22 protein-coding genes and 1 pseudogene are annotated in these 25,675 nt (G+C 65.2%); 8 read left to right on the forward strand and 15 right to left on the reverse strand.

The features are described from left to right. Positions 1–102 precede the first annotated feature (102 nt). The 5 genes from JQ580_RS22725 to JQ580_RS22745 all read right to left on the reverse strand — a co-directional run bounded on the left by JQ580_RS22725 (position 103) and on the right by JQ580_RS22745 (position 5,466). On the reverse strand, positions 103–1,845 hold the full coding sequence (locus JQ580_RS22725) for a methyl-accepting chemotaxis protein (RefSeq protein ID WP_212282436.1): 1,743 nt from the start codon (positions 1,843–1,845) through the stop codon (positions 103–105). A gap of 231 nt (positions 1,846–2,076) precedes the next feature. Continuing rightward, positions 2,077–2,310: a DUF6894 family protein gene (locus JQ580_RS22730; protein WP_212282437.1), complete on the reverse strand. Its 234-nt coding sequence runs from the start codon at positions 2,308–2,310 to the stop codon at positions 2,077–2,079. 163 nt (positions 2,311–2,473) lie between these two features. Continuing rightward, positions 2,474–3,073: a hypothetical protein gene (locus JQ580_RS22735; RefSeq protein ID WP_212282438.1), complete on the reverse strand. Its 600-nt coding sequence runs from the start codon at positions 3,071–3,073 to the stop codon at positions 2,474–2,476. Positions 3,074–3,185: 112 nt separating this feature from the next. Then, complete coding sequence (gene acuI / locus JQ580_RS22740; protein WP_212282439.1) at positions 3,186–4,172, reverse strand: acrylyl-CoA reductase (NADPH); 987 nt, start codon at positions 4,170–4,172, stop codon at positions 3,186–3,188. Between the two features lie 40 nt (positions 4,173–4,212). Further along, positions 4,213–5,466, reverse strand: coding sequence for an MFS transporter (locus JQ580_RS22745; protein ID WP_212282440.1), 1,254 nt, complete (start codon positions 5,464–5,466; stop codon positions 4,213–4,215). A 334-nt stretch (positions 5,467–5,800) separates the two neighbouring features. Between JQ580_RS22745 and nadA the strand changes: the two genes are divergently transcribed. From nadA to nadC, 3 genes are read left to right on the forward strand one after another with little or no spacing between them, the layout of a single operon-like run. Continuing rightward, positions 5,801–6,919 carry a quinolinate synthase NadA gene (gene nadA, locus JQ580_RS22750; RefSeq protein WP_212282441.1) on the forward strand — a complete coding sequence of 373 codons (1,119 nt, stop codon included), beginning with the start codon at positions 5,801–5,803 and terminating at the stop codon, positions 6,917–6,919. Between the two features lie 9 nt (positions 6,920–6,928). Beyond that, entirely contained in the window at positions 6,929–8,527 is a 1,599-nt protein-coding gene (locus JQ580_RS22755; RefSeq protein ID WP_212282442.1) for an L-aspartate oxidase, read from the forward strand. An 11-nt stretch (positions 8,528–8,538) separates the two neighbouring features. After that, the gene (gene nadC, locus JQ580_RS22760) at positions 8,539–9,417 is read left to right on the forward strand and encodes a carboxylating nicotinate-nucleotide diphosphorylase (protein WP_212282443.1); all 879 of its coding nucleotides are present in this window, start codon (positions 8,539–8,541) and stop codon (positions 9,415–9,417) included. Between the two features lie 69 nt (positions 9,418–9,486). On the opposite strand, the gene JQ580_RS22765 is transcribed toward nadC, so the two are convergent. The 3 genes from JQ580_RS22765 to JQ580_RS22775 all read right to left on the reverse strand — a co-directional run bounded on the left by JQ580_RS22765 (position 9,487) and on the right by JQ580_RS22775 (position 14,536). Continuing rightward, a complete protein-coding gene (locus JQ580_RS22765; RefSeq protein ID WP_212282444.1) occupies positions 9,487–10,941 on the reverse strand; it encodes a cell wall hydrolase in 1,455 nt (484 codons plus the stop codon). Between the two features lie 415 nt (positions 10,942–11,356). Beyond that, on the reverse strand, positions 11,357–14,284 hold the full coding sequence (gene ppdK / locus JQ580_RS22770) for a pyruvate, phosphate dikinase (RefSeq protein WP_212282445.1): 2,928 nt from the start codon (positions 14,282–14,284) through the stop codon (positions 11,357–11,359). 96 nt (positions 14,285–14,380) lie between these two features. Next, positions 14,381–14,536, reverse strand: coding sequence for a DUF3096 domain-containing protein (locus tag JQ580_RS22775; RefSeq protein ID WP_018648785.1), 156 nt, complete (start codon positions 14,534–14,536; stop codon positions 14,381–14,383). Positions 14,537–14,762: 226 nt separating this feature from the next. On the opposite strand from JQ580_RS22775, the gene JQ580_RS22780 reads away from it, so the two are divergent. Next, positions 14,763–15,116 (forward strand): DUF1236 domain-containing protein, encoded by a 354-nt coding sequence (locus JQ580_RS22780; protein ID WP_212282446.1) that lies wholly within the window; start codon positions 14,763–14,765, stop codon positions 15,114–15,116. Between the two features lie 184 nt (positions 15,117–15,300). Here JQ580_RS22780 and glyS read toward each other — a convergent pair whose 3' ends face one another. The 6 genes from glyS to JQ580_RS22810 form a co-directional block, all read right to left on the reverse strand. Then, positions 15,301–17,400, reverse strand: coding sequence for a glycine--tRNA ligase subunit beta (glyS, locus tag JQ580_RS22785; protein ID WP_212282447.1), 2,100 nt, complete (start codon positions 17,398–17,400; stop codon positions 15,301–15,303). After that, on the reverse strand, positions 17,400–18,335 hold the full coding sequence (locus JQ580_RS22790) for a glycine--tRNA ligase subunit alpha (protein ID WP_063196539.1): 936 nt from the start codon (positions 18,333–18,335) through the stop codon (positions 17,400–17,402). Before JQ580_RS22790 ends, glyS begins: the two co-directional genes overlap by 1 nt. Positions 18,336–18,528: 193 nt before the next feature. After that, positions 18,529–18,720, reverse strand: coding sequence for a hypothetical protein (locus JQ580_RS22795; protein ID WP_212282448.1), 192 nt, complete (start codon positions 18,718–18,720; stop codon positions 18,529–18,531). A 104-nt stretch (positions 18,721–18,824) separates the two neighbouring features. Further along, positions 18,825–19,733, reverse strand: coding sequence for a S49 family peptidase (locus JQ580_RS22800; RefSeq protein ID WP_212282449.1), 909 nt, complete (start codon positions 19,731–19,733; stop codon positions 18,825–18,827). Positions 19,734–19,947: 214 nt separating this feature from the next. Then, a complete protein-coding gene (locus JQ580_RS22805; protein WP_212282450.1) occupies positions 19,948–20,712 on the reverse strand; it encodes a tRNA1(Val) (adenine(37)-N6)-methyltransferase in 765 nt (254 codons plus the stop codon). After that, on the reverse strand, positions 20,705–20,932 hold the full coding sequence (locus JQ580_RS22810; RefSeq protein WP_018323354.1) for a putative signal transducing protein: 228 nt from the start codon (positions 20,930–20,932) through the stop codon (positions 20,705–20,707). The genes JQ580_RS22805 and JQ580_RS22810 overlap by 8 nt, the downstream gene beginning before the upstream one ends. A 134-nt stretch (positions 20,933–21,066) precedes the next feature. On the opposite strand from JQ580_RS22810, the gene JQ580_RS22815 reads away from it, so the two are divergent. The 4 genes and pseudogenes from JQ580_RS22815 (at position 21,067) to JQ580_RS22830 (ending at position 24,659) form a co-directional block, all read left to right on the forward strand. Next, positions 21,067–22,074, forward strand: coding sequence for a polyprenyl synthetase family protein (locus JQ580_RS22815; protein WP_212282451.1), 1,008 nt, complete (start codon positions 21,067–21,069; stop codon positions 22,072–22,074). 259 nt (positions 22,075–22,333) lie between these two features. Beyond that, positions 22,334–23,083 (forward strand): annotated as a pseudogene (locus JQ580_RS22820) (beta-ketoacyl synthase N-terminal-like domain-containing protein); the annotation flags it as partial. Positions 23,084–23,143: 60 nt separating this feature from the next. Next, positions 23,144–23,776 (forward strand): LysE family translocator, encoded by a 633-nt coding sequence (locus JQ580_RS22825; protein ID WP_212282452.1) that lies wholly within the window; start codon positions 23,144–23,146, stop codon positions 23,774–23,776. Positions 23,777–23,783: 7 nt separating this feature from the next. After that, a complete protein-coding gene (locus tag JQ580_RS22830; RefSeq protein WP_212282453.1) occupies positions 23,784–24,659 on the forward strand; it encodes an alpha/beta fold hydrolase in 876 nt (291 codons plus the stop codon). 130 nt (positions 24,660–24,789) lie between these two features. Here JQ580_RS22830 and JQ580_RS22835 read toward each other — a convergent pair whose 3' ends face one another. Further along, on the reverse strand, positions 24,790–25,674 hold the full coding sequence (locus tag JQ580_RS22835) for a 4-(cytidine 5'-diphospho)-2-C-methyl-D-erythritol kinase (protein ID WP_212282454.1): 885 nt from the start codon (positions 25,672–25,674) through the stop codon (positions 24,790–24,792). Position 25,675 lies beyond the last annotated feature (1 nt).

A 25,675-nucleotide genomic window follows, 5' to 3' on the forward strand; every position in this document is an offset into this window, starting at 1 on the left:
AATCCTGCGCGGGCTGAAATCGCGGCGAATGGACCATGAAAGCGCGCAACCGCCGCGCAGTCACGCGCGATGGTTGCAGATGAGCGTCGAAAGACGCCGCCGTCAGGCGGCGCGCACGGTGTCGAGAAATCTGCTGACCTCGATCTTGAGGCGGTTGCTGTCGCCGGACAGCAACTGCGCGGCGGACAGGACCTGGGAGGAAGCGGACCCCGTCTCGCTCGCGCCATGCTGCACGTCGGTGATGTTGGACGACACCTGATGGGTACCCTCAGCCGCCTGCTGCACGTTGCGGGAAATCTCCTGCGTCGCCGCGCCCTGCTCTTCGACGGCGGCCGCGATCGTGGAGGAGATCTCCGACAGCCTCTCGATGGTATGGCTGATGTCCTTGATCGCGCCGACGGAATGCTCGGTCGCGGTCTGGATGCTGGCGATCTGCTGGCCGATCTCGCCGGTCGCCTTCGCAGTCTGCTCGGCGAGCGCCTTGACCTCGGAGGCGACCACGGCGAAGCCGCGGCCGGCCTCGCCCGCCCGCGCAGCCTCGATGGTTGCATTGAGTGCCAGCAGATTGGTCTGGCCGGCGATGGTGTTGATCAGTTCCACCACGTCGCCGATTCGTGCCGCCGCAGCCGAGAGCTCGCCGACACGGTCGGTCGTGGTGCGGGCCTGGCTCACTGCCTCGCCGGCGACGCGGGCAGATTCCTGCACCTGGCGGCTGATCTCCGTGATCGAAGACGACAGCTCCTCGGTCGCCGACGCCACCGACTGCACGTTGGTGGAGGCTTCTTCGGACGCGGCAGCCACCATGGCGGTGAGTTCCTGCGTGCGCTCCGCGGTCGAGGTCAGCGTGGTGGCGGATGCCTCGAGCTCGGTCGAGGCCGAGGACACCGTGCCGACGATCTGGCCGACCGCCGACTCGAAATTGTCCGCAAGCTTGTGCATCTCGGCCTTGCGCTGCTGGGCTGCGATCTGGTCCTGCCGCACCTTGGCTTCCGCTTCCTCGCGGGCCTTCTGCTCGGATACGACCTTGAATTTTTCGACGGCGCCAGCGACCTCTCCGACTTCGTCCTTGCGGCCGAGGCCCGGCAGCACCACGGAGAAATCTCCGCCGGCAAGTTTTTCCATCGCCGCCGTCAGCGCCCGCATGGGCCGCGCGATGCTGAAGACAGAGAAGATGCACGCACCGATCAAGACAAGCGCGGCCAGAACGCCGGTAACGAGTGAGGTCCGTGCAACTGAGGTCGCCTCGGCTTCCGCGGCTGCGCGCGTCTCGACGCTCCTCTGTTTCGCGAAATCGGTTATCTGGTTGGTCAACTCGGAAATCTCGGCGTTGATCGGCGCGAGCGTTCCCTTGCGAAACTGATCGACGTCGGCCACGAGCTTGGCGAGCTGCGCCGCCGCTTCGCCGTCCTTCTTCCCCTCCAGCGCCAGCTCCTGCTTGCGAATGGCCTCGATCTGCTGCTGGCCCTTGCCGAATTCGCCGATCAACACGGTCAGGCGATCGATCCGCTTGCGGTTCTCCGGCGAGCGCGAAAGCTTCGCCATCTCGCCCGAAAACTTCGTGGCGGCGGCCTGCCGGTCATTGAAGTAGGAAACTGCCTTCTGCATCTCGGCCGGCGAAGCAGACATCAAGATGTCGCGAATGCCGATCTGCATGCCCCGGACCGACGCTTTCGCTTCCGCGGCGTTCTGCGCGATCGCCTGCTGGCCTGACGCGGCATTGCTGAGCTTCTGGACATTGGCATCTCCGCTCGTCTGCAGAAAGATCATGAGCGCGACGAGCACGATGGTCAGCGCCGAAGTGACCGCGAGCTTGGTGCCGATTCGCAGGTTCTGAATGAACGTCATCAAAGTATCCCCAAGGGTACGCATTTGCCGCGGCGAAGCGCGTGAACAGCCGGGGAGGCTAACAGCGAGGTTCCTCATTAACGTTAAGCAAAGCCTCGCCGACCTCCGTAGAAATACCGGATGGGCCGCTGAACCGCATGGTTCTTCGCATCTCTTACGTGCAGGAAAACGGACTTCGCGGATTTAAACGCATCGGTAGACGTGAACGCCGGGTCACTCGATCGACAATCGTCAGCGTAAACTCTCGCCGAGGAGGCTGATGCGAAAGACCGGCTTCTTGTCCTCGTCGAGCAGCTCCATGCACCACTCGGCGTTCGGCTTCAGGCTGCGTGCAATACCACCGAGCAGGTTGGCGCAGACCTCCGTCATCTCGGTCCAGGCGGCTGCGCGGTCCTCGAACTCGTAGGGCTGGTCGGCGGCGCCAGAATAGCGACCGGTGCTGATGCGGAAGAAGTACAGCGACATCGTCGAACCCTTTTATCGGGCCGCGCCCCCCGGCCGTACGCAAACTGAGCGCGAACAGCTACCAACGCATGAAAGCCGCCGTCCGTATGACTACGGCGCGGCGGCTTCATGTTCGACGGACGTCTTCAACGACAGAGTGCGCAAACCGTCCTGCGCTGCTGTCTCACTGGGTCGAGCGGCGCAGCTCCAGCGGACCCTCGGTCCTGGCGGGCTCAGACTTGACCTCCGACTTTACCGGCTCGAGCCGGCTGCTCTCGACGCGTGGCGTCTCGACCCGTGAGGCCACTTCGGTGTTGGCAGGGCCGACAGACCCGGTGTGCTCCGCCCGGTGCAGCGAGCGCGGCCGCGCCGCAGCGCGCGCCATCAGCATCTGGTTGCCGCCCTGGTGATGGAAGTCGCAATAGGCGAAGCCCATTCCCGACACCGAGCCGCGGAAGCTGCGGTCGTCGGTCTTTTCCAGGTTGAAACAGGGCTCGAACGGAATGCCCTTGATCGAGGCACAGACGTTCTGGCCGCGGATCTGCAACGTATTGCCGGGCAGGCGGAGATGCTTGACCGGGCCCGCACCGGAGAACTGCACCGCGCCGGCGGCACCAAGATCGTCCAGGATACGGCCTGCGCCGCGGGTGCCGTCGAAACAGGTGAAGGCAAACACCTTGCCCGCCACGAAGCGGCGCGCCTCATCGGCATTCATGCTTCCGGCAAGGGCCGGCGCAAACGTTGCTGCCGCCGTGACAGCCCCCAACACAATACGCGCAAGCATGCTCAACTCCGAACCAACCCCAGCGCGGGCGATGCCTTATCTCTTTACCCGCTGCTTACCATACTAACCATGGCGACATTGAAGCAGCATGGTTGGTAAAGTCTGAACGCCGTTAGACAATTTTTACCACGGTGCGACCGCGGACCTGTCCGGCCAGGATTTTCGCGCCCCACTCCGAAACCTGATCGAGGGAGATTTCGTGAGTAATTTCAGATAGTTTTGTCCGATCCAGATCTGACGCCAGGCGCTGCCAGGCGGCTTTCCGCGGCTCGATCGGGCACATCACGGAATCGATGCCGAGAAGGCACACTCCGCGCAAAATGAAGGGTGCGACAGACGATGGCAGGTCCATGCCGGCGGCCAGGCCGCAGGCCGCGATCGCACCGCCGTATTTCGTCATCGACAGCAGATTCGCCAGCGTGGTCGAGCCGACGCTGTCGATGCCCCCTGCCCAGCGCTCCTTCGCGATCGGCTTGGCCGGCGCCGACAATTCGTTGCGGTCGATGATCTCGGCTGCTCCCAGCTGCTTCAGATAGTCGGCCTCCGAGGCGCGACCGGTCGAAGCGATGACGTGGTAACCGAGCTTGGAGAGCACGGCGATCGCGACCGAGCCAACGCCGCCGGCGGCACCCGTCACCACCACAGGGCCGCTCTTCGGGGACAGACCGTGCTTCTCCAGCGCCAGCACCGAGAGCATCGCGGTGAAGCCGGCGGTGCCGATCGCCATGGCATCGCGCGCCGACAGGCCTTGCGGCAAGGCCACCAGCCAGTCGCCTTTCACCCGTGCCATCTCGGCATAGGCGCCGAGATGCGTTTCGCCCATGCCCCAGCCGGTGCAGACGACCTTGTCGCCCGCCTTCCACTGCGGATGCGAGGACGCTTCGACGGTGCCGGCGAAGTCGATGCCGGCGATCATCGGGAAGCGGCGCACCACCGGGGCCTTGCCGGTGAGCGCAAGGCCGTCCTTGTAGTTCAGCGTCGACCATTCCACGCGGACGGTGACGTCGCCGTCCATCAGCTCGGCTTCGTCGAACTGCGTCAGCGCGGCGGTGGTGCCCTTGTCCGCCTTGTCGATCCGGATCGCCTTGAATGTGGCCACGACTGAACTCCCTGACAGGTTGACCGGGATGTTTAGCCGATCAGGCAGGCTGCGCAACCGCCCTAACGACAGGTTTCTCCACGATTGGAAGATTGATCAGCGCCGAGAGCACGCCGAACACAATCGAGAGCCACCAGATCGGCGTGTAGGAACCGTACTTTTCGAAGACGATACCCCCGAGCCAGACGCCGAGGAAGCCGCCGACCTGATGGCTGACGAAGGCGAAGCCATAGAGCGTCGCAAGCCAGCGCGTGCCGAACATCAGCGCCACCAGCGCCGAGGTCGGCGGCACCGTCGACAGCCAGGTCAGGCCGGAGACCGCACCGAAGGCGATCGCCGAGAACGGCGTGATCGGGAACGAGATGAAGGCGAGGGTCGCGAGTGCGCGCGTGAAGTAGATGGTGGAGAGGATGTAGCGCTTGGGCAGCGAGTTCTGGAGATAGCCGACGCTCAGCGAGCCCACGATGTTGAACAGGCCGATCGCTGCAATCACCCAGCCGCCGGTCTGCGCGGAGATGCCGCGATCGACCAGGAAGGCCGGCAGATGCACGGTGATGAAGGCGAGTTGGAAGCCGCAGGTGAAGAAGCCGAGCACCAACAGCACGTAGGAGCGATGGCCGAAGGCTTCCGCGAGCGCCTTCATAAACGTCTGCTCGTCCGCAGGCGCCGTGTTTGCCGTGGTTGCGACCGGCGGCGTCGAGAGCGCCAGCGACAGCGGAATGATCAGCAGCATCAGGAAGCCGAACACGGAGAGCGCCTGCTGCCAGCCGAAATTGTCGATCAACGCAACGCCGATCGGTGCGAACAAAAACTGGCCGAATGAGCCAGCCGCCGTGCCGGCTCCAAGCGCAAGGCCGCGCTTCTCGGCCGGCAGCAGCTTGGTGAATGCCGACAGCACCAGGTTGAACGAGCAGCCGGCAAGACCAAAGCCGATCATGACGCCCGCACCGATGTCGAGCGACAACGGCGTCGTGGAATAGCGCATCAACAGCAGGCCGCCGGCATAGAGCAGAGCGCCGACGCACATCACACGGAACAGGCCAAAGCGATCGGCCACCGCGCCGGCGAGCGGTTGGCCCAGTCCCCACAGCAGATTCTGAAAGGCAATGGCGAGGCCGAACACGTCACGGCCCCAGGAGAATTCGTGGCTCATCGGCTGCACGAAGAAGCCGAGCGCAGAGCGCGGACCGAAGCCGAGCATGCCGATCGCACAGCCACAGAGGATGATGACGGCGGGAGTGCGCCAGTTGGAGGAACGTGGCCCCGGCGCGAGTTCGCCCACTGATGTCGACATGGCATTCCCCGTCTATCGTTGGCGGATTCGCCAGGAGGCGGCCGCAAATGCGTCACTTAATGCATTTGCATGAAAATCCCAAATCAAAAACGGTTGCATCGCGCGGGGAGCTGTCGCGCAAGCATTGCATTTCAATCTGACCTCGCCGGAGGCGTCGAGGGCTTGACGGAAATGTGTGCGACAGCATCTGGCGATCCTCGAAAGAGCATGCTATTTTTGATTTGCTCAATATGAGTATATTTAGCTCCCAGTGACGGTCGCGCTGGCCCCGCGGTCGAATGATCTGGGCCTTCGATATACTCATTTTGAGTATAAACGACTTAAGGGAGCTTCAATGCCGATCGCTGAAATCTACGGCCCCGACGACTTTGCCAACCGGCCGCAGGGCCTAACCATCGCCCAAGTCACGGTCTCCTCCCACGCAGCAGCCGCGCGAACGGGTCCGCCCCTGCCGACGCCTGCACTGGAATGGACGCCGGAGGTCGAGCGCGCCACCGCGCCGCTCTACGAGCGTGTGAAACATGTGATCCCGCCGATCGAATGGCCGCTGATGGCGCCGACGATCAAGGCGATCAACGAGCTGAAGCGCAAGCGAGGCGCGGTGATCCTCGCACACAACTATCAGGCGCCGGAGATCTTCCACTGTGTCGCCGACATCGGCGGCGACTCGCTTCAGCTCGCGGTCGAAGCCACAAAGGTGAAGGCCGATATCATCGTGCAGTGCGGCGTGCACTTCATGGCGGAGACTTCAAAACTGCTCAACCCGGACAAGACGGTGCTGATCCCGGACTCGCGTGCCGGCTGCTCGCTTGCCGCCAGCATCACCGGCGCCGACGTCCGCCTGCTCCGCGAAAAATTTCCCGGCGTGCCCGTCGTCGCCTATGTCAATACATCCGCGGAGGTGAAGGCCGAGGTCGATATCTGCTGCACCTCCTCGAACGCGGTGCAGGTGGTCGAGAGCCTGAACGCCCCGAGCGTGATCTTCCTGCCCGATCGCTATCTCGCCACTTACGTGGCCTCGAAGACCGACGTGAAGATCATCGCCTGGAAAGGCGCCTGCGAGGTGCACGAGCGCTTCAAGGGTGAGGAGCTGCGCGCCCTTCGCGAGGCCGATCCGTCCGTCCAGATCATCGCGCATCCGGAGTGCCCGCCGGACGTGCTGGCGGAGGCCGACTTCACCGGCTCGACCGCGCACATGATCAACTGGGTGCGCGAAAAGCGTCCGCGACGGCTGGTGATGATCACGGAATGCTCGATGGCCGACAATGTGCGCGCCGAGCTGCCCGATGTGGAGATGCTGCGGCCCTGCAATCTCTGCCCGCACATGAAGCGCATCACGCTCGCGAACATTTTGGACAGCCTGCTGACGCTCCGCGAAGAGGTGACGATCGATCCCGCGCTTGCGATGCGGGCAAGGCGATCGGTCGAGCGCATGATCAATCTGAAGAACTGAGACTGCACCATGACAGGCAACATCCACGACCTCACCCGCACCGACGACATCGTGATCGTCGGCGGCGGCCTTGCCGGACTGTTCTGCGCGCTGAAGCTGGCGCCGCGGCCGGTGACGTTGATCTCGGCCGCGCCGCTCGGACAGGGCGCATCCTCCGCATGGGCGCAAGGCGGTATCGCCGCGGCGGTGGCCGAGGGCGACACGCCGGAAGCGCACGCCGCTGACACGAACGCGGTCGGCGGCGGCCTCGTCGACGATGCGGTCGCGCTTGGGATCGCGCGCGAGGCCGCGCCGCGCATCCACGATCTCTTGAGCTATGGCGTTCCGTTCGATCGCGATCTCGAGGGCAGGCTCGCCGTGGGACGCGAGGCGGCACATTCAGCCCGGCGCATCGTCCATGTGCGAGGCGATAACGCCGGTGCCGCGATCATCGCGGCACTGACCGAGGCGGTACGCCGCACGCCGTCGATCCGCCTGATCGAGGGGCTTGTGGCCGAAGCCCTCCTGACCGAGGGCGGTGCCGTCGCCGGCCTTCAATTGCGCGAAGCAGGCAACCTTTCGGCGCGGCCGGTCCTGCTCGCCGCGCGCGCAGTGGTGCTTGCCACCGGCGGCATCGGACATCTCTACGCCGTCACGACCAATCCAATGGAAGCTTTTGGCTCCGGCCTCGCCATCGCCGCGCGTGCTGGTGCCGTGATTGCCGACCCGGAATTCGTGCAGTTCCATCCAACGGCCATCATGGTTGGCCGCGATCCTGCGCCGCTCGCCACCGAAGCCTTGCGCGGCGAAGGGGCGACGCTGGTCAACGGCGCCGGCGAACGCTTCATGGTCGCGCTCCACCCGCTCGCGGAGCTCGCGCCACGCGACATCGTGGCGCGCGGCGTGTTCGCCGAGATCGCGGCCGGGCGCGGGGCTTTCCTCGATGCGCGGCAGGCGCTGGGCGCGCGCTTTGCCGAGAGATTTCCGACCGTGCATGCGAGCTGCATCGCCGCCGGCATCGATCCGGCCACACAGATCATCCCGATTGCGCCCGCCGCGCACTACCACATGGGCGGCATCGCCGTGGACGCGCGCGGACGCAGCTCGATCGACGGGGTCTGGGCCGGCGGCGAGGTGTCGTCGACAGGCGCGCACGGCGCCAATCGGCTTGCCTCGAATTCGCTGCTCGAAGCCGTGGTCTACGCCGCGCGCATCGCCGACGACATCGTCGGACATGCGATCCCCTCGCCTGCTCGCCTCTCCGGCGCCTTGATGGCACCGGGCGGCGGCCTGCCGGATGCCGCGGCCGTGAAGCGGCTGCGGGCAACGATGGCCGCCCATGTCGGCGTGATCCGCGAGGGCGAGAGTCTCGGGAGTGCTGCGCGCCACTTCGCCGCGGTCGAACGCGGGGCGACCAGCATCGCGCTGCGCAACATGGCGACATCGGCCCTGCTCGTGGCCGCCTCGGCGTGGAGCCGGCGTGAGAGCCGCGGCGCGCATTTCCGCTCCGACCATCGCGCTGAAAACCCCGCGCTGGCGCAGCGAACGATGACCACGCTCACGGCAGCGCGCGAGACCGCGGAAAGCCTGAGCTCCCTGCCGCGCGCTGCGCAACCCATGATCGCCTGATGGAGACCCCCATGATCACCCCGACCTCACTGCTCAACCCCGACGCCTTTCTCTCACCGCTCGCCATCGACGCGGCCGTGCAGCGCGCGCTCGACGAGGACCTCGGCCGCGCCGGCGACATCACCTCGCTTGCGACGATCCCGGAAGCGACCAGGGCGCAAGCCATCCTGGTCGCGCGCCAGTCCGGCGTGATCGCCGGATTGCCGCTGGCGCTTGCAACGCTGCAAAGACTCTCGTCCGACATCGAAGTCCGCGCGCATGTCCGCGATGCCGCGCGCGTCGCCCGCGGACAGCAGGTGCTGACGATCTCGGGCCCCGCGCGCGCCATTCTCACCGCGGAGCGAACCGCGCTGAATTTCGTCGGCCGTCTGTCGGGCGTTGCGACGCTTACGGCCGACTATGTCGCTCGTACCGAAGGCACCAAAATGCGTATCTGCTGCACGCGCAAGACCACGCCCGGACTGAGGGCGCTGGAGAAATACGCAGTGCGCTGCGGCGGCGGCTTCAACCACCGCTTCGGCCTCGACGATGCGATCCTGATCAAGGACAACCACATCGCGGTCGCCGGCGGCGTCGCGCCGGTGCTGGAGCGCGCCCGCAGCCATGCCGGCCATCTCGTCAAGATCGAGATCGAAGTCGATACGCTGGTGCAGCTGCGCGAGGTGCTGGACACCGGAATGGCCGATGCAGTGCTGCTCGACAACATGGACCTTGCGACATTGCGCGAGGCGGTGCGGATGACGGAAGGCCGCCTCGCGCTGGAAGCATCCGGCGGCGTCACGCTGGAGTCGATCGCAGCCATCGCGGCGACCGGCGTCGATTACGCCTCTTCAGGCGCGCTGACACATTCGGCGCCGAATTTCGACTGTGCGCTGGATATCGAGGCGTGATTGGAGCGCCGACGCCTCCACAACGTCATGGCCTGGCTTGTCCTGGCCACGACAGTCTATCGTGAAGCACTACCTTCGCTCACTCACACCCATCTCGGCAGAACTCTTCGCTTCCTGCGTAAGCTCGGCTGACAGCGCGGCGGTCTGGGCCGGGGTACCCCAACTTGGTTCCTCGCTGCCGTCGCCCCAGGCGCGTGGCCGATAGAAGGTGTGCACGCCGGTCCTGTACATCTTCTTCATCTCAGCGACCCAGGACGGGCGCACCCAATAGGCATGATAGTGCGTGGACTTGCCGACCTCAGGCAGCCAGATCTGGCCGTCGAGCATGGCCTTGGCGATCTTTTTGGCGCGGTCCCACATCTCGGGCTCGCGGATCACGTCAGTATTGTTGTCGCAGGCGAAGGTGAACTGGCACGCGAGATGGCGGTGCTTGTTCTGATAGACCGCTCCGCACACGGTGTCCGGATATTTGCCGGAGAACACGCGGTTCATCACGACTTGCGCCACCGCCATCTGGCCGCGCACGGCCTCGCCGCGCGATTCGAAATAGACGGCTTCGGCGAGGCACTTCTCGGACTTCGCGCGCGACTTGTCGTCGAGCGCCAGGCGCTCCGCCGGCGATTTGGCACGCTGGTTGTCGGCGTTGACCTCGCCCTTCGGCGCGACGCTCTCGCCGCTCTCGATATCCCTGGCGATCTCCACCGTCGGCGGCGACAGCGAGGCGGTCACCTTCATATCAGGGTCCGCCATCACGATCAGCGGTTCGGCGCCGGGCTGCCAGCTCTCGATGCTCTCCAGATTGCCGCCGAGCGAGGAGCTGCCGAAGAACAGGTTGGACGTCTTGATGCTGAAGGGATCGCGCACGGGCGTCGTCGGCGCGGTGGTCCGCTTGAGAGCCTCGAGCGGCGCGGTCGCGAGCGCGCGCGCGGCGTCGCTGGCCCGCGGTGAATTGGAATATTGTGGCAGCGGCGGCGCGCGCAGCGCCTCCTGAAGCTCGGGATCGAGCGCGGCCGCGGATTCCGGCGACATCGCCTGCGGCAGCGCGGCCGTTTTGGCGCCGAACACCGAACTGTTCGACGTCGCGGGGTCTTGCTGCGCCGGTGCCGCAGCCGGCGCGACCGTTTCGGGAGTCTCGGTCGGCACAATGGTCGTGAGGCGATCACCCTTCATCGAGCGATCGACCTTGGGGAAGTCGGAAGCCTGGTAGCGCGGCGCAGCCTGCAGCGCCGGATTGCGGCTGATTGCGCCGGTGACGTCGCGGCCATCGAGGCTTGCGAGGCGAACCATCGCGCTCTGCGGGACCGAGGTGCCGATGGGTCGGGAAAAACTGTAGGTGGCAAGCTGGATGGAGGACGCCGCGGAGAACACCTGCTTCTGCCAACGCTCGGCGACACCGGGTTGGCGCGCCAGCAGCGAGGCAATATCCTGATAGCCGGTCTCTCTCGGCATCAATGCGAAGATGCAGAGACCGATGCCGAAGGACGCGAACCGCGCGCCCTTCGGATGGTTACGCAACACAGACATCGATACGCTCACGCTACGCTTACGCCAGAAAAATCGAACCGCAGTACATCCGTGCAATTCGATCTTTCTCGTAAGTATCCAATTTAGGTTGCCGGGGCGTTAATCGGCGTTGCGCGAGCGGCACACTCAAGCGAGCGAAGGTGTTTTCACGGGGTGATCGCGCAGGCTGGTAAACGCGTCGTCACGTGAAGCGGTAAACAAGAGGTCAACGCGAATGGTGAAGGAACTCTTGCTCGCGCGTATCATTACGGGACGTCGAGAGTTCCGCTTGGTGAGGCTTGCGCGAGTCGGTTCACATAACCGGGGCGTGCCCCGCGACGGCGCGGCGCGCGTATGGCGCTCGCAATCAGCGACGCCCAAAAGAAAAAAGGCGGAGCTTTGCCCCGCCTCTTCGCATTCAACGATCAGTCGTCGCTTACGCCTGGCTCGCGACTGCCTTGCCGAGCGCGGCTTGCGCGGCGGCAAGGCGGGCGATCGGCACCCGGTAGGGTGAGCAGGAGACGTAGTCGAGGCCGATATTGTGGCAGAAGGCGACCGAGGCCGGATCGCCACCGTGCTCGCCGCAGATGCCGACCTTGAGCTTCGGACGCGTCTTGCGGCCGCGCGCCACACCGATCTTGACGAGCTCGCCGACACCTTCCTGGTCGAGCGCGACGAAGGGATCGATCGGGAGAATGCCCTTGGACACGTAGGTGCCGAGGAAGCTCGCGGCATCGTCGCGGCTGATGCCGTAGGTGGTCTGCGTCAGATCGTTGGTGCCGAACGAGAAGAACTCGGCGCTCTCCGCGATCTCCGCCGCGAGCAGACAGGCGCGCGGCAGCTCGATCATGGTACCGACCTGATAGGCGAGCTTGGTGTTGGTGTCGCGCATCACCGCCTGTGCGGTGGCATCGATGCGCGCCTTGACGAGATCGAGCTCCATCTTGGTGGCAATCAGCGGCACCATCACCTCGAGACCCACGGCCTTGCCGGTGCGCTTCTCGGCCTCGACCGCGGCCTCGAAGATCGCGCGCGCCTGCATCTCGGCGATCTCCGGGTAAGCGATCGCGATACGGCAGCCGCGGAAGCCGAGCATCGGATTGAACTCCGAGAGCTCGCGGGCACGGTCGGCGAGGCGCCGCGGGTCGGTGTTCATGGCGCGCGCCACTTCCTCGACCTCGGCATGGGTATGCGGCAGGAACTCGTGCAGCGGCGGATCGAGCAGGCGGATCGTGACGGGCAGGCCCTTCATGATCTCGAACAGCTCGACGAAGTCGGCGCGCTGCATCGGCAGGAGCTTTGCGAGCGCGGCGCGGCGCGACTGCTCGTCCTCGGAGAGGATCATCTCGCGCACAGTGCGGATGCGGGTCTCTTCGAAGAACATATGCTCGGTGCGGCAGAGGCCGATGCCTTCGGCGCCGAACTTGATCGCGGTGCGGGCGTCCTCCGGCGTATCTCCGTTGACGCGGACGCCAATCTTGCGGACCTGGTCGGCCCATTTCATCAGCGTGCCGAACTCGCCGGACAGCTCCGGCTCGATCATCGGCATGCGGCCGGCGAGCACCTGGCCGAGCGATCCGTCGATGGTGATGACGTCGCCGGTCTTGAAGGTGCGCGAGCCGATGCTCATGGTGCCGCGGCCGTAATCGACGCGAATGGTGCCGCAGCCGGAGACGCAGGGCTTGCCCATGCCGCGCGCGACGACCGCCGCGTGCGAGGTCATGCCGCCGCGGGTGGTCAAGATGCCTTCGGCGGCATGCATGCCGTGGATGTCTTCCGGGCTGGTCTCGATGCGGACCAGGATGACCTTGCGGCCGTCGGCCTGAAGCTTGGCCGCCTCATCCGAGGAGAACACGATCTCGCCGGAGGCAGCACCGGGCGAGGCCGGCAGGCCGGTCGCGATGACATCGCGCTTGGCGCCGGGATCGATGGCCGGATGCAGCAACTGGTCGAGCGAAGCGGGATCGATCCGCATCACCGCTTCCTGCTTCGTGATCAGACCTTCATTGGCGAGCTCGACCGCGATGCGCAGCGCCGCCTTCGCGGTGCGCTTGCCGCCGCGGGTCTGGAGCATCCAGAGCTTGCCCTGCTCGACCGTGAACTCCATGTCCTGCATGTCGCGGTAGTGCTTCTCGAGCAGCGTGTAGATCCGCGTCAGCTCCTTGAAGGCCTCCGGCATCGCCGCTTCCATCGACGCCTTGTCGGAGCCGGATTCTTTCCGCGCTTCCTCGGTGATGTCCTGCGGCGTGCGGATGCCCGCCACGACGTCCTCGCCCTGCGCGTTGATCAGGAACTCGCCGTAAAGCTTGCTTTCGCCGGTCGAGGGATTGCGGGTGAAGGCAACGCCGGTCGCCGACGTCTCGCCCATGTTGCCGAACACCATGGCCTGCACGTTGACCGCGGTACCCCAGGATTCCGGAATGTCGTGCAGCTTGCGGTAGGTCACCGCGCGCGCGTTCATCCAGGATGAAAACACCGCACCGATCGCGCCCCAGAGTTGGTCGTGCGGGTCCTGCGGGAAGTCCTTGCCGGTCTCGCGCGCGACCGCATCCTTGTACTTGCCGACCAGTTCGACCCAGTCGTCGGCGCTGAGGTCGGTGTCGAGGGTGTAGCCCTGGCCGTCCTTGAAGGTGTCGAGGATTTCCTCGAAGTGATGATGCTCGAAGCCGAGCACCACGTCGGAATACATCGTGATGAAGCGGCGATAGCTGTCATAGGCGAAGCGGCGATCGCCCGACAATTCCGCCAGCGCTTCCACGGTCTGGTCGTTCAGACCAAGGTTCAGCACGGTGTCCATCATGCCCGGCATCGAGGCGCGCGCGCCGGAGCGGACGGAAACGAGCAGCGGGTTCTTGGTGTCGCCGAACACCTTGCCGGTGATCTTGCCGACGTAGTCGAGCGCCTTCTCGACCTGCGCCTGCAATTCCTTCGGATAGGATTTGTCGTGAGCGTAGAAGTAGGTGCAGACCGATGTCGGGATGGTGAAGCCCGGAGGCACCGGCAGACCGAGATTGGCCATCTCGGCGAGGTTCGCGCCCTTGCCACCGAGCAGGTCGCGCATCTCCGTGCGGCCCTCGGCCTTACCGTCACCGAACGTGTAGACCCATTTGCCGGCCTTGCCCGCGACCGGCGACACTCTGACTGCAGCGGCCTTCTTCGGCGCAGGCTTCGCAGCGACCTTCGGCAGAGCCACCTTGGTCACAGCCTTCGCAACGGGCTTGGCGGAAGCCTTTGCGGTCGGCTTTGCAGCAGCTTTGGGGGCGCTCTTGGCAAGCGCCTTGCGGGCCGGCGGAGCGGCCTTTGCCTTGGCGGAAGACTTTGATTTCGCTGCAGTTTTATTGGGCTTCGAGGCGGCTTTGGCCATAGCTTGCACACAACCTGCGAGAGGAATGGGATTTCGCGGGCCTTACACCATTTTGAACGGGCCCGCGCAAGTCAGACAGTTCCGGAAAGTGAACTCCTAGAGGTGGAGCCATTTCAGGAGCCCGAGCCCGATCGCACCGTTCACTATGAGGAAGATCGCAACGATCAGATTGAGCAGTCTCGGCATGATCAGGATGAGCACACCCGCAATCAACGACAGGATCGGCGAAATGTGGGCGACGGTGATGTGCATGAACTATCTTTCTGTCGAGGTGGAGCGAATCGCGGGCGGATCATAGCCCTCCGGGTTCCGCGAGTAGAGACGCACAAGGCGCGATGCGAGTTCCGTCTCCCACGAAAACTGCCCGAAATTGCCGCGAATACGGCAGGGCTTGTCCCGGAACATTGGCAAGGGTGCGTGCATTGGCCAACCGGTCGCGTCCTTGGCGCGTCCGAACATCACGTCGAAGGAGTTGTCCATGCGGAACAGGATTCTTGCCCTTGCCGTGCTTGCAGCCGCGATCGGCTCGCCTCTTGCGGCGCAGGCGCAAAGCGGTGTCACCGTCGGACGCGCGCCAGTCGTGGTCGAGAGCGGCCCGACGATTGCGGTCGAACAGCGGCCGGCTTTCCGCGACTATGTCGTCGAGCAGCGTGTGCCGGCCTTCAGCATTCCGGATCGGATCGTCGTCGGCACCACCTTACCCGAGGCAGGCGTCACCTATTATGACGTGCCGCAACGCTTCGGCGCCACCACCTATCGCTACACTGTCGTGAACGGTGAGACCGTGCTGGTCGAGCCCCGCTCGCGCCGCATCGTGGAAGTGCTGAACTGACATCGCCCTACTGACATCGACTAGGTGTCCGGCGCGTCACATCAGGCTGGCGCGAGCAGTTGAGCGGACATCGGCCCCGCCCGGTCTTCACCCCGCCGGGCGGGGCATTTTTTGCGCTGTCATTCCGGGGCGCGCCACTTGGCGCGACCCGGAATGACATCGGCGTACGCCTCGCGAGCGCGCCTCAGTCCTGGATCTTCGAGAAATCCGCCACCGCGCGCGTGGCGCTGCGGATTTCGTTGAGCAGCTTCAGGCGGTTCTCGCGCACTTTCTGATCATCGTCGTTGACGCGGACTTTTTCGAAGAACGCATCGACCGGCGGACGCAACTTCGCCATTGCGGTCATGGCGGCGGCAAAGTCTTCCTTGGCGACGGCGGCACTCGCTTCCGCCTGTACCTCGCCGATCGCCTTGGCCAGAGCCTTCTCCTCGTCGAGGCTGTAGAGCGCCGCAGCGGGCGCGCCGTCGAACGTGCGCTTGTCCTTCCTCTCCTCGATACCGAGGATATTGCTCGCGCGCTTGATGCCCGCGAGCAGGTTCTTGCCGTCGTCGGTCTCCAGGAACCTTCCGAGTGCTTCGACGCGGCGGACGATCATCAGGAGATCGTCCTGGCCGCCGAGCGCGAACACGGCATCGACGAGATCGTGACGCGCGCCCTGCTCGCGGAGCTGTGGCTTGAGACGGTCGGCGAAGAAAACGAGGAGATCGCTGGGGAGCTTCTGCGCGTCGACAGGCTGCACGGACAAGCCTGCGAGCGCGGATGCAGCCACCTTCGTCAACGACAGCCGAAGCGCGTTATCGGCAATCAGCCTGATCACGCCGAGAGCCGCACGGCGCAGCGCATACGGGTCCTTGCTGCCCGTCGGCTTCTCATCAATCGCCCAGAATCCAACCAGCGTATCGATCTTGTCCGCCAGCGCCACCGCGACGCTGACCGGATCAGTCGGCACGCGATCCGTGGGGCCCTGCGGCTTGTAGTGCTCTTCGCAGGCCGCAGCGACGGACGCGTCCTCGCCCTGGGCCAGTGCGTAGTACTTGCCCATCAGGCCTTGCACCTCTGGGAATTCGCCGACGACTTCAGTCAACAAATCGGCCTTGGCGAGGTGCGCGGCACGTTTTGTCTTCTCGACATCGGCATGGACCAGCGGGGCGATCTCGGCAGCCAGACGCTCGATCCGCTTGATGCGTTCCGCCTGCGTGCCGAGCTTCTCATGGAACACGATCTGCTCGAACTTCGGCAGTCGCTCCTCGAGCTTCGTCTTCAGGTCCGTCTCGTAAAAGAACTTCGCATCGCTCAGGCGCGCGCGGATGACGCGCTCGTTGCCGGCGATGATGGTCTTGCCGCCGTCGGTGGCCTCGATATTGGCGACCAGGATGAACTTGTTGGCGAGCTTGCCCGTTTTGGGATCACTGACCACGAAGCACTTCTGGTTGTTGCGGATGGTGGCGCGGATCACCTCTGCCGGCGTTGCCAGAAATTCCGGCTCGAACGAGCCCATCAGCACGACCGGCCATTCGACGAGACCGGCGACCTCGTCGAGCAGGTTCTGGTCTTCGACCAGTTCGAAGCCTTGTGCAAACGCAAGTTGCTTGGCGTCGGTGAGGATCGCGTCCTTGCGGCGCTCGGGGTCGAGCACGACCTTGGCGTCGAGCAGTTTGGCTTCGTAATCCTCGAAACGGCGAACGGAAATCGCGGACGGTGCCAGGAAGCGATGGCCGTACGTCGTCTGGCCCGTCGCGATGCCGTCGACCTCGAACTTCACGACATCCGGCTCTTCGGTCTCCAGCCCGAACGTCGCGGTGATCGCGTGCAGCGGGCGCACCCAGCTCAGCGATCCCGGCTTGCCCGAGCGCGCGCCCCAGCGCATCGATTTCGGCCAAGGGAAGGTGCGGATGATCACGGGCAGGATCTCCGCGAGCACGTCGATCGCGTCGCGACCGGGCTTCTCGATCAGCCCGATGTAGAAATCGCCCTTAGGATCGCGCTGGATCTTGGCTTCGTCCAATGACTTCAAGCCTGTCGCTTTCAGGAAGCCCTGCACCGCTGCATCGGGCGCACCGACCTTCGGTCCGCGGCGTTCGGTCTTCAGGTCCGGCTGGCGCGCGGGGATGCCGTGCACGGTGAGCGCGAGGCGGCGCGGTGTCGCGAAGGCCTTCGCGCCTTCGTAAACGAGACCTTCGGCGACGAGCTTGTCGGTCACCAGGCGGCGCAGATCGTCGGCCGCCTTGGCCTGCATGCGCGCGGGGATCTCTTCCGAGAAAAGTTCAAGCAAAAGATCGGGCATCAGGCCGCTCCGCCCGCTTCAGTATGGATCCAGGCCTCGCCGCAGGCTTTTGCCAATTCGCGCACGCGAAGAATGTAGCTTTGCCGCTCCGTCACCGAGATCACACCGCGGGCGTCGAGCAGGTTGAAGACGTGGCTGGCCTTGATGCACTGGTCGTAAGCCGGAAGCGCCATCAGATGCGCCTCGCGCTTATCGTCCTTCCAGCCGGCGTCGAGATATTTCCGGCAGGCCGCTTCGGCCATCTTGAACTGCTCGAACAGCATCGCGGTGTCGGCAACTTCAAAATTGTGCTTCGAATACTCCCGCTCGGCCTGCAGGAAGACGTCGCCATAGGTAACCTTGGCATCGCCGTCGCGGCCGTTGAAGTTGAGGTCGTAGACGCGGTCGACGCCCTGCACATACATCGCGAGGCGCTCCAGCCCGTAGGTGAGCTCGCCTGCCACCGGCGCGCATTCGAAACCCGCCACCTGCTGGAAATAGGTGAACTGGCTCACCTCCATGCCGTCGCACCAGCACTCCCACCCGAGACCCCAGGCGCCCAGCGTCGGGCTCTCCCAATCGTCCTCGACGAAACGGATGTCGTGCAGGGCGGAATCGATGCCGATCGCGGCGAGCGACTTCAGGTACAGCTCCTGAAGGTTCGGCGGCGACGGCTTCATGATCACCTGGAACTGGTAGTAGTGCTGCATCCGGTTCGGATTCTCGCCGTAGCGGCCGTCCTTGGGCCGGCGCGAGGGCTGCACGTAGGCCGCGTTCCAGGGCTTTGGCCCGAGCGCGCGCAGTGTGGTCGCCGGATGGAAGGTGCCCGCGCCCATCTCCATGTCGTAAGGCTGCAGGATCACGCAGCCCTGCTCGGCCCAGAACCGCTGGAGCGCGAGGATGAAGCCCTGGAACGAGCGTTCCGGGCGCATATGGGCGGGCAATGAGGCGTCCATCGTCAGATCAGGCTCTCGCGGGGGTTTTGAATCGCGCGGGACCGTATCGACGGAGGGGGTGGGAATCAAGGCAAAGGGGGGCCGAAAGCGGGCCGTACTCCGTCATGGCCGGGCTTGTCTCGGCCATCCACGGTCTTGTCGCCGAATGCAGAACGCGATGCCCGGGACAGGCAGGGCCTGACGACTGTGGTAACTAGCCCGGCCGGTACGCTCCGGTCACGGGGTCACGCTTCAGTTTCTGGATATCCGCCGTATGGGCGGCCTCGGCGACGCGCGACGGGCGCATCTCATCCAGCTCCTGGTTGATCTTGACGGCGGTCTTGTAGGCCCAGCGGACCACGGCAAGCCCACCCAGCACGCCCGCGAAAGCGACGAACGGCGGCATCGGTCGTTCCTTGTCTAGTGCTCAGCCCCCACGCGCATTCTTGCGCAGACCGGCCCGCGCCGCAATTGGCTCGGGCCGGACCAAATGGCGCGGGAAGGCGCCGCCTAGAACCCGAATTTAGCCCAGATCGCCCGCGTTTCGACCGCCGAGATCAGTTCGTCCGGCAGGCCGGCCATCGATTCCATGGCCAAAAGCTGCCCTGCGCCCGGGGATTTCCGGCCCAGAAGGCCGGAGAGCAGCCCGGTCGGCTGGGCAATCACGGGCATGAGAACCTTCTCGCCGTAGCGGGCACGAAGAGTTGAGCGGATATCCCCGATGCTGTCGGCGAGCCCCAGCGCGACCGAACTCTCGCCGGCCCAGTATTCGCCCGTGAACAGGGTGTCGTCCGCGCCTTTGAGGCGCGCACCGCGACTCTCCTTCACCAGCGCAATGAAGATCTGGTGGATCTCGCGCTGAAGCGCCTTGAGCTTGGCGACGTCGTCGGGATTCTCTGGCAGGAACGGATCGAGCATCGCCTTGTGCTCGCCGGCCGTGTAGAGCCGCCGCTCGATGCCGAGCCGCTTGATCGCCTCCTGGAAACCGAAGCTGCCGCCGACCACGCCGATCGAGCCGAGGATCGAAGAGGGATCGCAGATTATCTCGTCGCCGGCGCAGGCAATCATGTAGCCGCCGGAGGCCGCGACATCCTCGACGAACACCAGCACCGGCAGTTTCTTCTCCGCCGCGAGCTGCTTGATGCGCAGGTAGATCTGGCGCGACTGCACCGGCGAGCCGCCGGGCGAGTTGATCACCAGCGCCACCGCCTTGGCGTGCCGATACGAGAACGCGCGCTCCAGCACTTTGGCGACGCCAGCGAGCGTCATGCCCGGGCGGAGCGGGGTTACCGCCCCGATCACCCCAGACAGCCGCACCACCGGTACGACGGCGGTGCCGGGGCGGAAGCGTGCCGGCAGATATTGCATGAGCTTGTCGGCCAGGCCGGAACTCTCACGATCATTCAATTGTTCGGCCATGCCGTTACCTCTGATTAACCAATTTTTATCACGCGACTGTCATTGGAAGTGCCTGGAACGTGTTTTGCAGATTTCCGGTTGGGAGGCTGCAATGAGCCAGCGGAGAACACCATGAAAATCTATCTGCTCATGTTGCTGATCGGTGCGCTGTTCATGGCGATCCGCCTGACGTCTCCGCAAGAGCAGCAGCCGGAATCGCTGCCGCAGTAAGCCGTCACGGTTCCACCAGCGGCAAGGCCGCTCTCCCCTCCAGAATCTCGACCAGTTTTGTCTTGGACGCGCCTGACTCGTTGTTGAGCATGAGACTCGGCAGCAATCGCGTCGGAGCCCGGCTCCCTTTGACCGCACGCACCAGCACGCGGATCGCAGGCTGCCCCGCCTCGCCGTGAACCGGCAGGATCGCGATGCTGCCGAAGCCGCGCGACAGCGCCGCCAGGACATCGGCGATTCCATCTGCGCGCCAGATCAGGGTCAGCGCGCCATTCGATCGGAGGATGCGCCGCGCTGCATGCACCCACGCATGCAAGGTCTCCTCCGTTGCCACATGCGCAGTGTGACGCGCCTGATCCGGCGAGCCGCGATGCCGGGCCGGGTCATTGAATGGCGGGTTCATCAGCACGACGTCGACGCTATCGGGCGACAGCCCGTTTGCCGCAAAGACCTGCGCGTCGGCCATGACATCGAGCACAACGGTCTCGGCGGCAAGCGCATTCGCTGCGGCATTGGCGCGCGCCAGCGCGGCGAGTTCCGGATCAATCTCGACCAGACTCAGTCCGATACCGGGGACGCGCCGGGCCAACGCCAGCCCGGCCGTGCCGATGCCGGCGCCGAAATCGACCACGCGGTCCCCGGAGCGGGCCCCGGTCGCCGCCGCAAGCAGGATCGCGTCGTGCCCCGCGCGGTGACCACTCCGCTTCTGCTTCAGGCGCAGCCGGCCGCCGAGAAAAGCGTCCTCGGTGATATCTACGGCCTCACTCATCGCCGCGCAGTTCGTGACTGAGACCCGCTTCGGTCAGCAACTCCCGGGCCTCCTGGGCGTCGTCCTCATGAACCAGGATCCGCCGCGGCAAAATGCCAAGCGAGCCCTCGATGATGCTCATGTTCTGGTCCAGCACCAGGTGATGAATATTGGCGCCGTCGAGCAGCGCGCCGATTGCCGACACCAGCACCATATCGTTGGTCCGAACCAGTTCACGCAAAACGTGGGTTTCCTTGCTTCGAAGGGGCTAAAGCGGCAAATGTCAATGGTTCCGCGGGCCTTGCCGCATCCGCCGCCAGTTTCTATTGTCTTTCCGTCAGAATAGCCCTTCCGGGGCAAATATTGGAGACCGGCGTGGCCGTCATCGTACCTTTCGAAACTCCCGGCGCGTCGATCGAAGAGCTGGTTGCCCTTGTCGCCCCTGACATGGAGCGCGTCAACGCCACGATCCTGTCGCGAACCGGTTCGGACGTGACCATGATCCCGGAGGTCGCCAACCACCTGATCTCCTCCGGCGGCAAGCGGCTCCGGCCGATGCTGACGCTCGCCATGGCAAACCTCGCCGGCTACGCCGGCGACGGCCATATCAAGCTGGCGGCCAGCGTCGAGTTCATGCATACCGCCACGCTGCTGCACGACGACGTCGTCGACGAGAGCGAGCTACGCCGCGGCAAACTGTCGGCGCGCATGCTCTGGGGCAACGAGGCGAGCGTGCTGGTCGGCGACTTCCTGCTCGGCCAGGCCTTCCGCATGATGGTCGAGGTCGGCTCGCTCCGCGCGCTCGACATCCTCTCCGCGGCCGCTGCCACCATCGCCGAGGGTGAGGTGATGCAGCTTGCCGCCGCCAAGAACACCGCGACCACCGAGGACGAATATCTCGCGGTGATCCGCGGCAAGACAGCCGAGCTTTTTGCCGCAGCCTGCGAGGTCGGTCCCGTGATCGCCAATCGCCCGAAGGCGGAGCAAACCGCCTGCCGCTCGGTCGGCATGAATCTCGGCATCGCCTTCCAGCTTGTCGACGACGTGCTGGACTACGGCGGCAAAAGCGCCAAGCTCGGCAAGAACACCGGCGACGATTTCCGCGAGGGCAAGATCACCTTGCCGGTGGTGCTCGCCTTCCGCCGCGGCAACGACACCGAGCGCGCCTTCTGGATCAAGGCGCTCGAGCGCGGCGAGATCGGCGATAGCGACCTCGATCACGCCATCGGCCTGATGAACAAGCACCGCGCGCTCGAGGACACAATCAGCCGCGCGCACCACTACGGTGCCATGGCCGTGGACGCCCTGGCGCTGTTCCCGTCGTCGCCGATGAAGAGCGCGCTTGAGCAGGTGGTGGCGTTCTGCCTGGCGCGGTCGCACTAGAGCGTACGTTTCCGCCTCGCCGTCTACCTGCGCTGCAATTGCCCACCATCCCCCGCGCAGTGACGGGGAGCTGACCGTCGTATACTCGGCACTCATGTCCCGGACAGGCTGCAGCATGAAACGCTGCTGCGCAGAGCCGAGACCCACGCAACACCCGGCGATCGGCAACATGGGCCCCGGCTCTGCAGCGAACCGCTGAAAAAGCGCTGCGTCCGGGGCGCGAGCGGTTATCCGGCCGCATACCGTTCTCTCCACGCGCCCCGTCACCGCCGGCGTGCAGGCGATCGGCGATGCCGCGCGCATGATCCGTGCAGGCGAAGCCGATATCGCGATCTGCGGCGGCGCCGAGGCTTGCATCGACATTGTCAGCCTCGGCGGCTTTGCCGCAGCGCGCTCGTTATCGAGCGGCTTCAACGACGAACCGGCACGCGCCCGTTCGATCGCGACCGCGATGGCTTCGTCATAGGTGAAGGCGCTGGCATTCTCGTCATCAAGGAGCTGGACCATGCACGCGCGCGGCGCCACGCCGATTGCAGAGCTGATCGGATACGGCACGACGGCGGACGCCTACCACATGACATCAGGTCGGCCGGATGGCGACGGCGCCCGCCGCGCCATGGAGATCGCGCTCCGGCAGGCGAGCCTCGCGCCCGGGGATCTGCAGCACCTGAACGCCCATGCGACATCGACGCCGGCGGGCGACGAGAGCAAGCTTGGCGCCATCGCCGCGCTGTTCGGCCGTAACCGCGGCACCGCCGTCAGCGCGACCAAATCGGCCACCGGTCATCTGCTCGGCGCCGCCGGCGGCCTTGAGGCGATCTTCACCGTGCTCGCCTTGCGCGACCAGATCGCGCCGCCGACGCTCAATCTCGAAAATCCCGATGCGGGCGCCGATGGCATCGACATCGTCGCCGGCAGCGCGCGGCCGATGCCGATGCAACACGCGATCTCCAACGGTTTTGGCTTCGGCGGCGTGAACGCCAGCGTGATCTTCCGCCGCATGGATTAAACAACGGGCCCTTCGAGCCAGAAGACTTGCAATCGCGGCCCGCTCCGTTACGAAAACAGGATGATCGAAACAAATTTCTGGCTGTTCCTGGCCGCAGCCTGTCTCATTGCCGCCGTTCCCGGTCCCGGCATCTTCTACGTCGCGGCGCGGACCCTGTCGGAGGGACGTGCCAGCGGTTTTGCGTCGACGGCGGGCACGGCACTGGGCGGGCTGGTTCATGTCGTCGCCGGCAGCCTCGGGATCTCCGCAATCATCCTTGCGAGCGCCGAATTGTTTGCAGCCGTCAAATTGATCGGCGCGCTCTATCTGGTCTGGCTCGGCATCAAGACGTTCCGCAACGCCGGCCGCGCATTGTCGCTCTCGAGCGGGCCGGCCGGTGACACGCGTGCGTTCCGCGACGGCGTGCTGGTCGAGGCGCTGAACCCGAAGACCGCCGCGTTCTTCCTCGCCTTCATTCCACAATTCCTCGATCCCGCGGGATCGAATCCCACGCTGCAATTCATCATGCTCGGCGCAATCTCGGTGGCGTTGAACACGCTCGCCGATATCGTCGTCGTGCTGATGGCCTCAGCAACTCGCACGCAGCTGATTGGGCGGCCGCATCTGATGCGGCGTCTGACACAAGGCTCCGGCGTCTTCATCGCCGGCCTCGGCCTGTCGCTGGCACTCGTGCGGCGGCCCGCGAATGGATAGCGCTCCGATGCTCGCCCCGCAAAGCCGCTTCTACGAGTCTCATGGTCTGCGGCTGCATTACGCCGATTGGGGCAATGAGAGCGCGCCGCCTCTGATCCTGGTCCACGGCGGCCGCGACCACTGCCGGAGCTGGGATGTCATCGCCCGCTCTCTGCAGCCGCATTTTCATGTGGTCGCGCCCGACCTGCGCGGTCACGGCGATTCCGACTGGACCAGAGGCGGCAGCTACGCCCTGACCGAATATGTCTACGATCTCACCCAGCTCCTCCGTACCATCGCAGCATCCGAGATCACGCTGATCGGCCATTCGATGGGCGGCATGGTGAGCCTGATCTTTTCGGGTGCATTCCCCGAGCAGATATCGAAGCTGGTCGTGCTCGACGGCGTGACCATGCTGCCGGACACGCCGAAGCCGCCGGCGCATGAGCGCATCGGCAAATGGGTGGCTCAACTCGACAAACTGCACGACCGCACGCCGCGCCGCTATGCGAGCCTCGAAGAGGCGGCCGCGCAGATGGTGCTGCACAACAAGCGCCTGTCCCGCGACCTCGCGCTGCATCTCGCCAGACACGGCGCGCGGCAGAACGAGGACGGCACCTATAGCTGGAAGTTCGATCCCTATCAGCGCGCCTCCGCGCCGCACCGGCTCTGGCCGGACGATCACGTCGCGCTTTGGTCGCGCATCGCCTGCCCGACCCTACTGCTCAACGCCGGCGAGAGCTTCCTCGCCGGTGCCAGAGCAGCAGGCCTGGAGCGGTATTTCCAGAACGCGCGGGTCGAGACCATCTCAGGCGCGGGGCACTGGCTGCAGCACGACAAGCCGGACGAGGTGTTGGGCGAGATCCGAAATTTTCTCGGGCTGGCTGAGGACGGCAGCGACTAGTTCGCCTGCAGTAGCTGCCGGAGGGTGGGCAGAGCGACGCGTGCCCACGCGGTGGCACCGTATCAGAAATGTCGTGGGCACGGCGCGAGCGCGCCTTTGCCCACCTACGGCACCGTCTTCGCGGAAGCAGCTAGCTCAACGTCCCCGCATGCACCCACCAGCCGGGATGATCGCGCCGGATGTTTTCGGCCGCGGCATGCGCATCGGCGGGCGAGCCGAAGATTGCGAAGCACGTCGCGCCCGAGCCGGACATGCGCGCGAGCTTGACGCCGGCCGAGGAGCGCAAGGCTTCCAGCACCTCGCCGATCACGGGTTCGATGCGCAGCGCAGGCGCTTCGAGATCGTTGGGGACACGTTCGAGAACCTCGACCCAATCGACGATCGACCCGCCCTCCTCCGGCCAGGCCGGAGCCCGGAGGACCGAAGTGGCGCCGACCAGGAGCTCGCCGTTGCGCAGGCCAAGCTCCTGGAACACGTCCTTGGTGGCCACAGGCACGCGCGGATTGACCATCACGCATGGCATGGTCGGCAGTGCGAGCGGCAGCAGCTGCTCGCCGACGCCGGTCATGTCGCAGGCGCGCGAGAGCAGGCACACCGGCACGTCGGCGCCGGTCGCGAGCGCGACCTTCTGCAGGCGCGGATCGTCGAGCGACAGATTGTTGAGACGCGCCAGGAGCCGCAGCGCCGCTGCGGCATCAGCCGAGCCGCCGCCGATGCCGGCGGCAACCGGCAGCACCTTGTCGAGCGCGAAGGCGCCGAGCTTCAGGTTCGGCACTGCGTCAGTCAGCAGCTTGGCCGCCTTGACGACGAGATTGTCCGCGGTATCGCCGCAAGCCGCGGCGAGCGGTCCGGTGGTGGTGAGCTTCAGCTCGCCGCCCGGCTCAAGCGTCAGCCGGTCGGCGCAATCGGCAAACGCGACCACGCTTTCGAGATCATGATAGCCGTCGGCACGGCGGCCGACGACGCGAAGGCTCAGGTTGACCTTCGCCCGTCCTTCTTCAATCAACGCCGGCATC

Origin of the sequence: Bradyrhizobium sp. SZCCT0148, from assembly GCF_018129985.1 — a bacterium.
Taxonomy (GTDB): Bacteria; Pseudomonadota; Alphaproteobacteria; order Rhizobiales; family Xanthobacteraceae; genus Bradyrhizobium; species Bradyrhizobium japonicum_H.

Bases quoted from the DNA above. Each gene is read 5' to 3' on its own strand.
- JQ580_RS22735 (WP_212282438.1), bottom strand. From the start codon at position 3,073: ATGCTTGCGCGTATTGTGTTGGGGGCTGTCACGGCGGCAGCAACGTTT.
- JQ580_RS22795 (WP_212282448.1), bottom strand. From the start codon at position 18,720: ATGCCGCCGTTCGTCGCTTTCGCGGGCGTGCTGGGTGGGCTTGCCGTG.
- nadC (WP_212282443.1), top strand. From the start codon at position 8,539: ATGATCACCCCGACCTCACTGCTCAACCCCGACGCCTTTCTCTCACCG.
- JQ580_RS22800 (WP_212282449.1), bottom strand. From the start codon at position 19,733: ATGGCCGAACAATTGAATGATCGTGAGAGTTCCGGCCTGGCCGACAAG.
- JQ580_RS22780 (WP_212282446.1), top strand. From the start codon at position 14,763: ATGCGGAACAGGATTCTTGCCCTTGCCGTGCTTGCAGCCGCGATCGGC.
- glyS (WP_212282447.1), bottom strand. From the start codon at position 17,400: ATGCCCGATCTTTTGCTTGAACTTTTCTCGGAAGAGATCCCCGCGCGC.
- JQ580_RS22730 (WP_212282437.1), bottom strand. From the start codon at position 2,310: ATGTCGCTGTACTTCTTCCGCATCAGCACCGGTCGCTATTCTGGCGCC.
- JQ580_RS22835 (WP_212282454.1), bottom strand. From the start codon at position 25,674: ATGCCGGCGTTGATTGAAGAAGGACGGGCGAAGGTCAACCTGAGCCTT.
- JQ580_RS22825 (WP_212282452.1), top strand. From the start codon at position 23,144: ATGATCGAAACAAATTTCTGGCTGTTCCTGGCCGCAGCCTGTCTCATT.
- JQ580_RS22790 (WP_063196539.1), bottom strand. From the start codon at position 18,335: ATGGACGCCTCATTGCCCGCCCATATGCGCCCGGAACGCTCGTTCCAG.
- JQ580_RS22755 (WP_212282442.1), top strand. From the start codon at position 6,929: ATGACAGGCAACATCCACGACCTCACCCGCACCGACGACATCGTGATC.
- JQ580_RS22805 (WP_212282450.1), bottom strand. From the start codon at position 20,712: ATGAGTGAGGCCGTAGATATCACCGAGGACGCTTTTCTCGGCGGCCGG.
- JQ580_RS22745 (WP_212282440.1), bottom strand. From the start codon at position 5,466: ATGTCGACATCAGTGGGCGAACTCGCGCCGGGGCCACGTTCCTCCAAC.
- JQ580_RS22765 (WP_212282444.1), bottom strand. From the start codon at position 10,941: ATGTCTGTGTTGCGTAACCATCCGAAGGGCGCGCGGTTCGCGTCCTTC.
- JQ580_RS22725 (WP_212282436.1), bottom strand. From the start codon at position 1,845: ATGACGTTCATTCAGAACCTGCGAATCGGCACCAAGCTCGCGGTCACT.
- ppdK (WP_212282445.1), bottom strand. From the start codon at position 14,284: ATGGCCAAAGCCGCCTCGAAGCCCAATAAAACTGCAGCGAAATCAAAG.
- JQ580_RS22775 (WP_018648785.1), bottom strand. From the start codon at position 14,536: ATGCACATCACCGTCGCCCACATTTCGCCGATCCTGTCGTTGATTGCG.
- nadA (WP_212282441.1), top strand. From the start codon at position 5,801: ATGCCGATCGCTGAAATCTACGGCCCCGACGACTTTGCCAACCGGCCG.
- JQ580_RS22830 (WP_212282453.1), top strand. From the start codon at position 23,784: ATGCTCGCCCCGCAAAGCCGCTTCTACGAGTCTCATGGTCTGCGGCTG.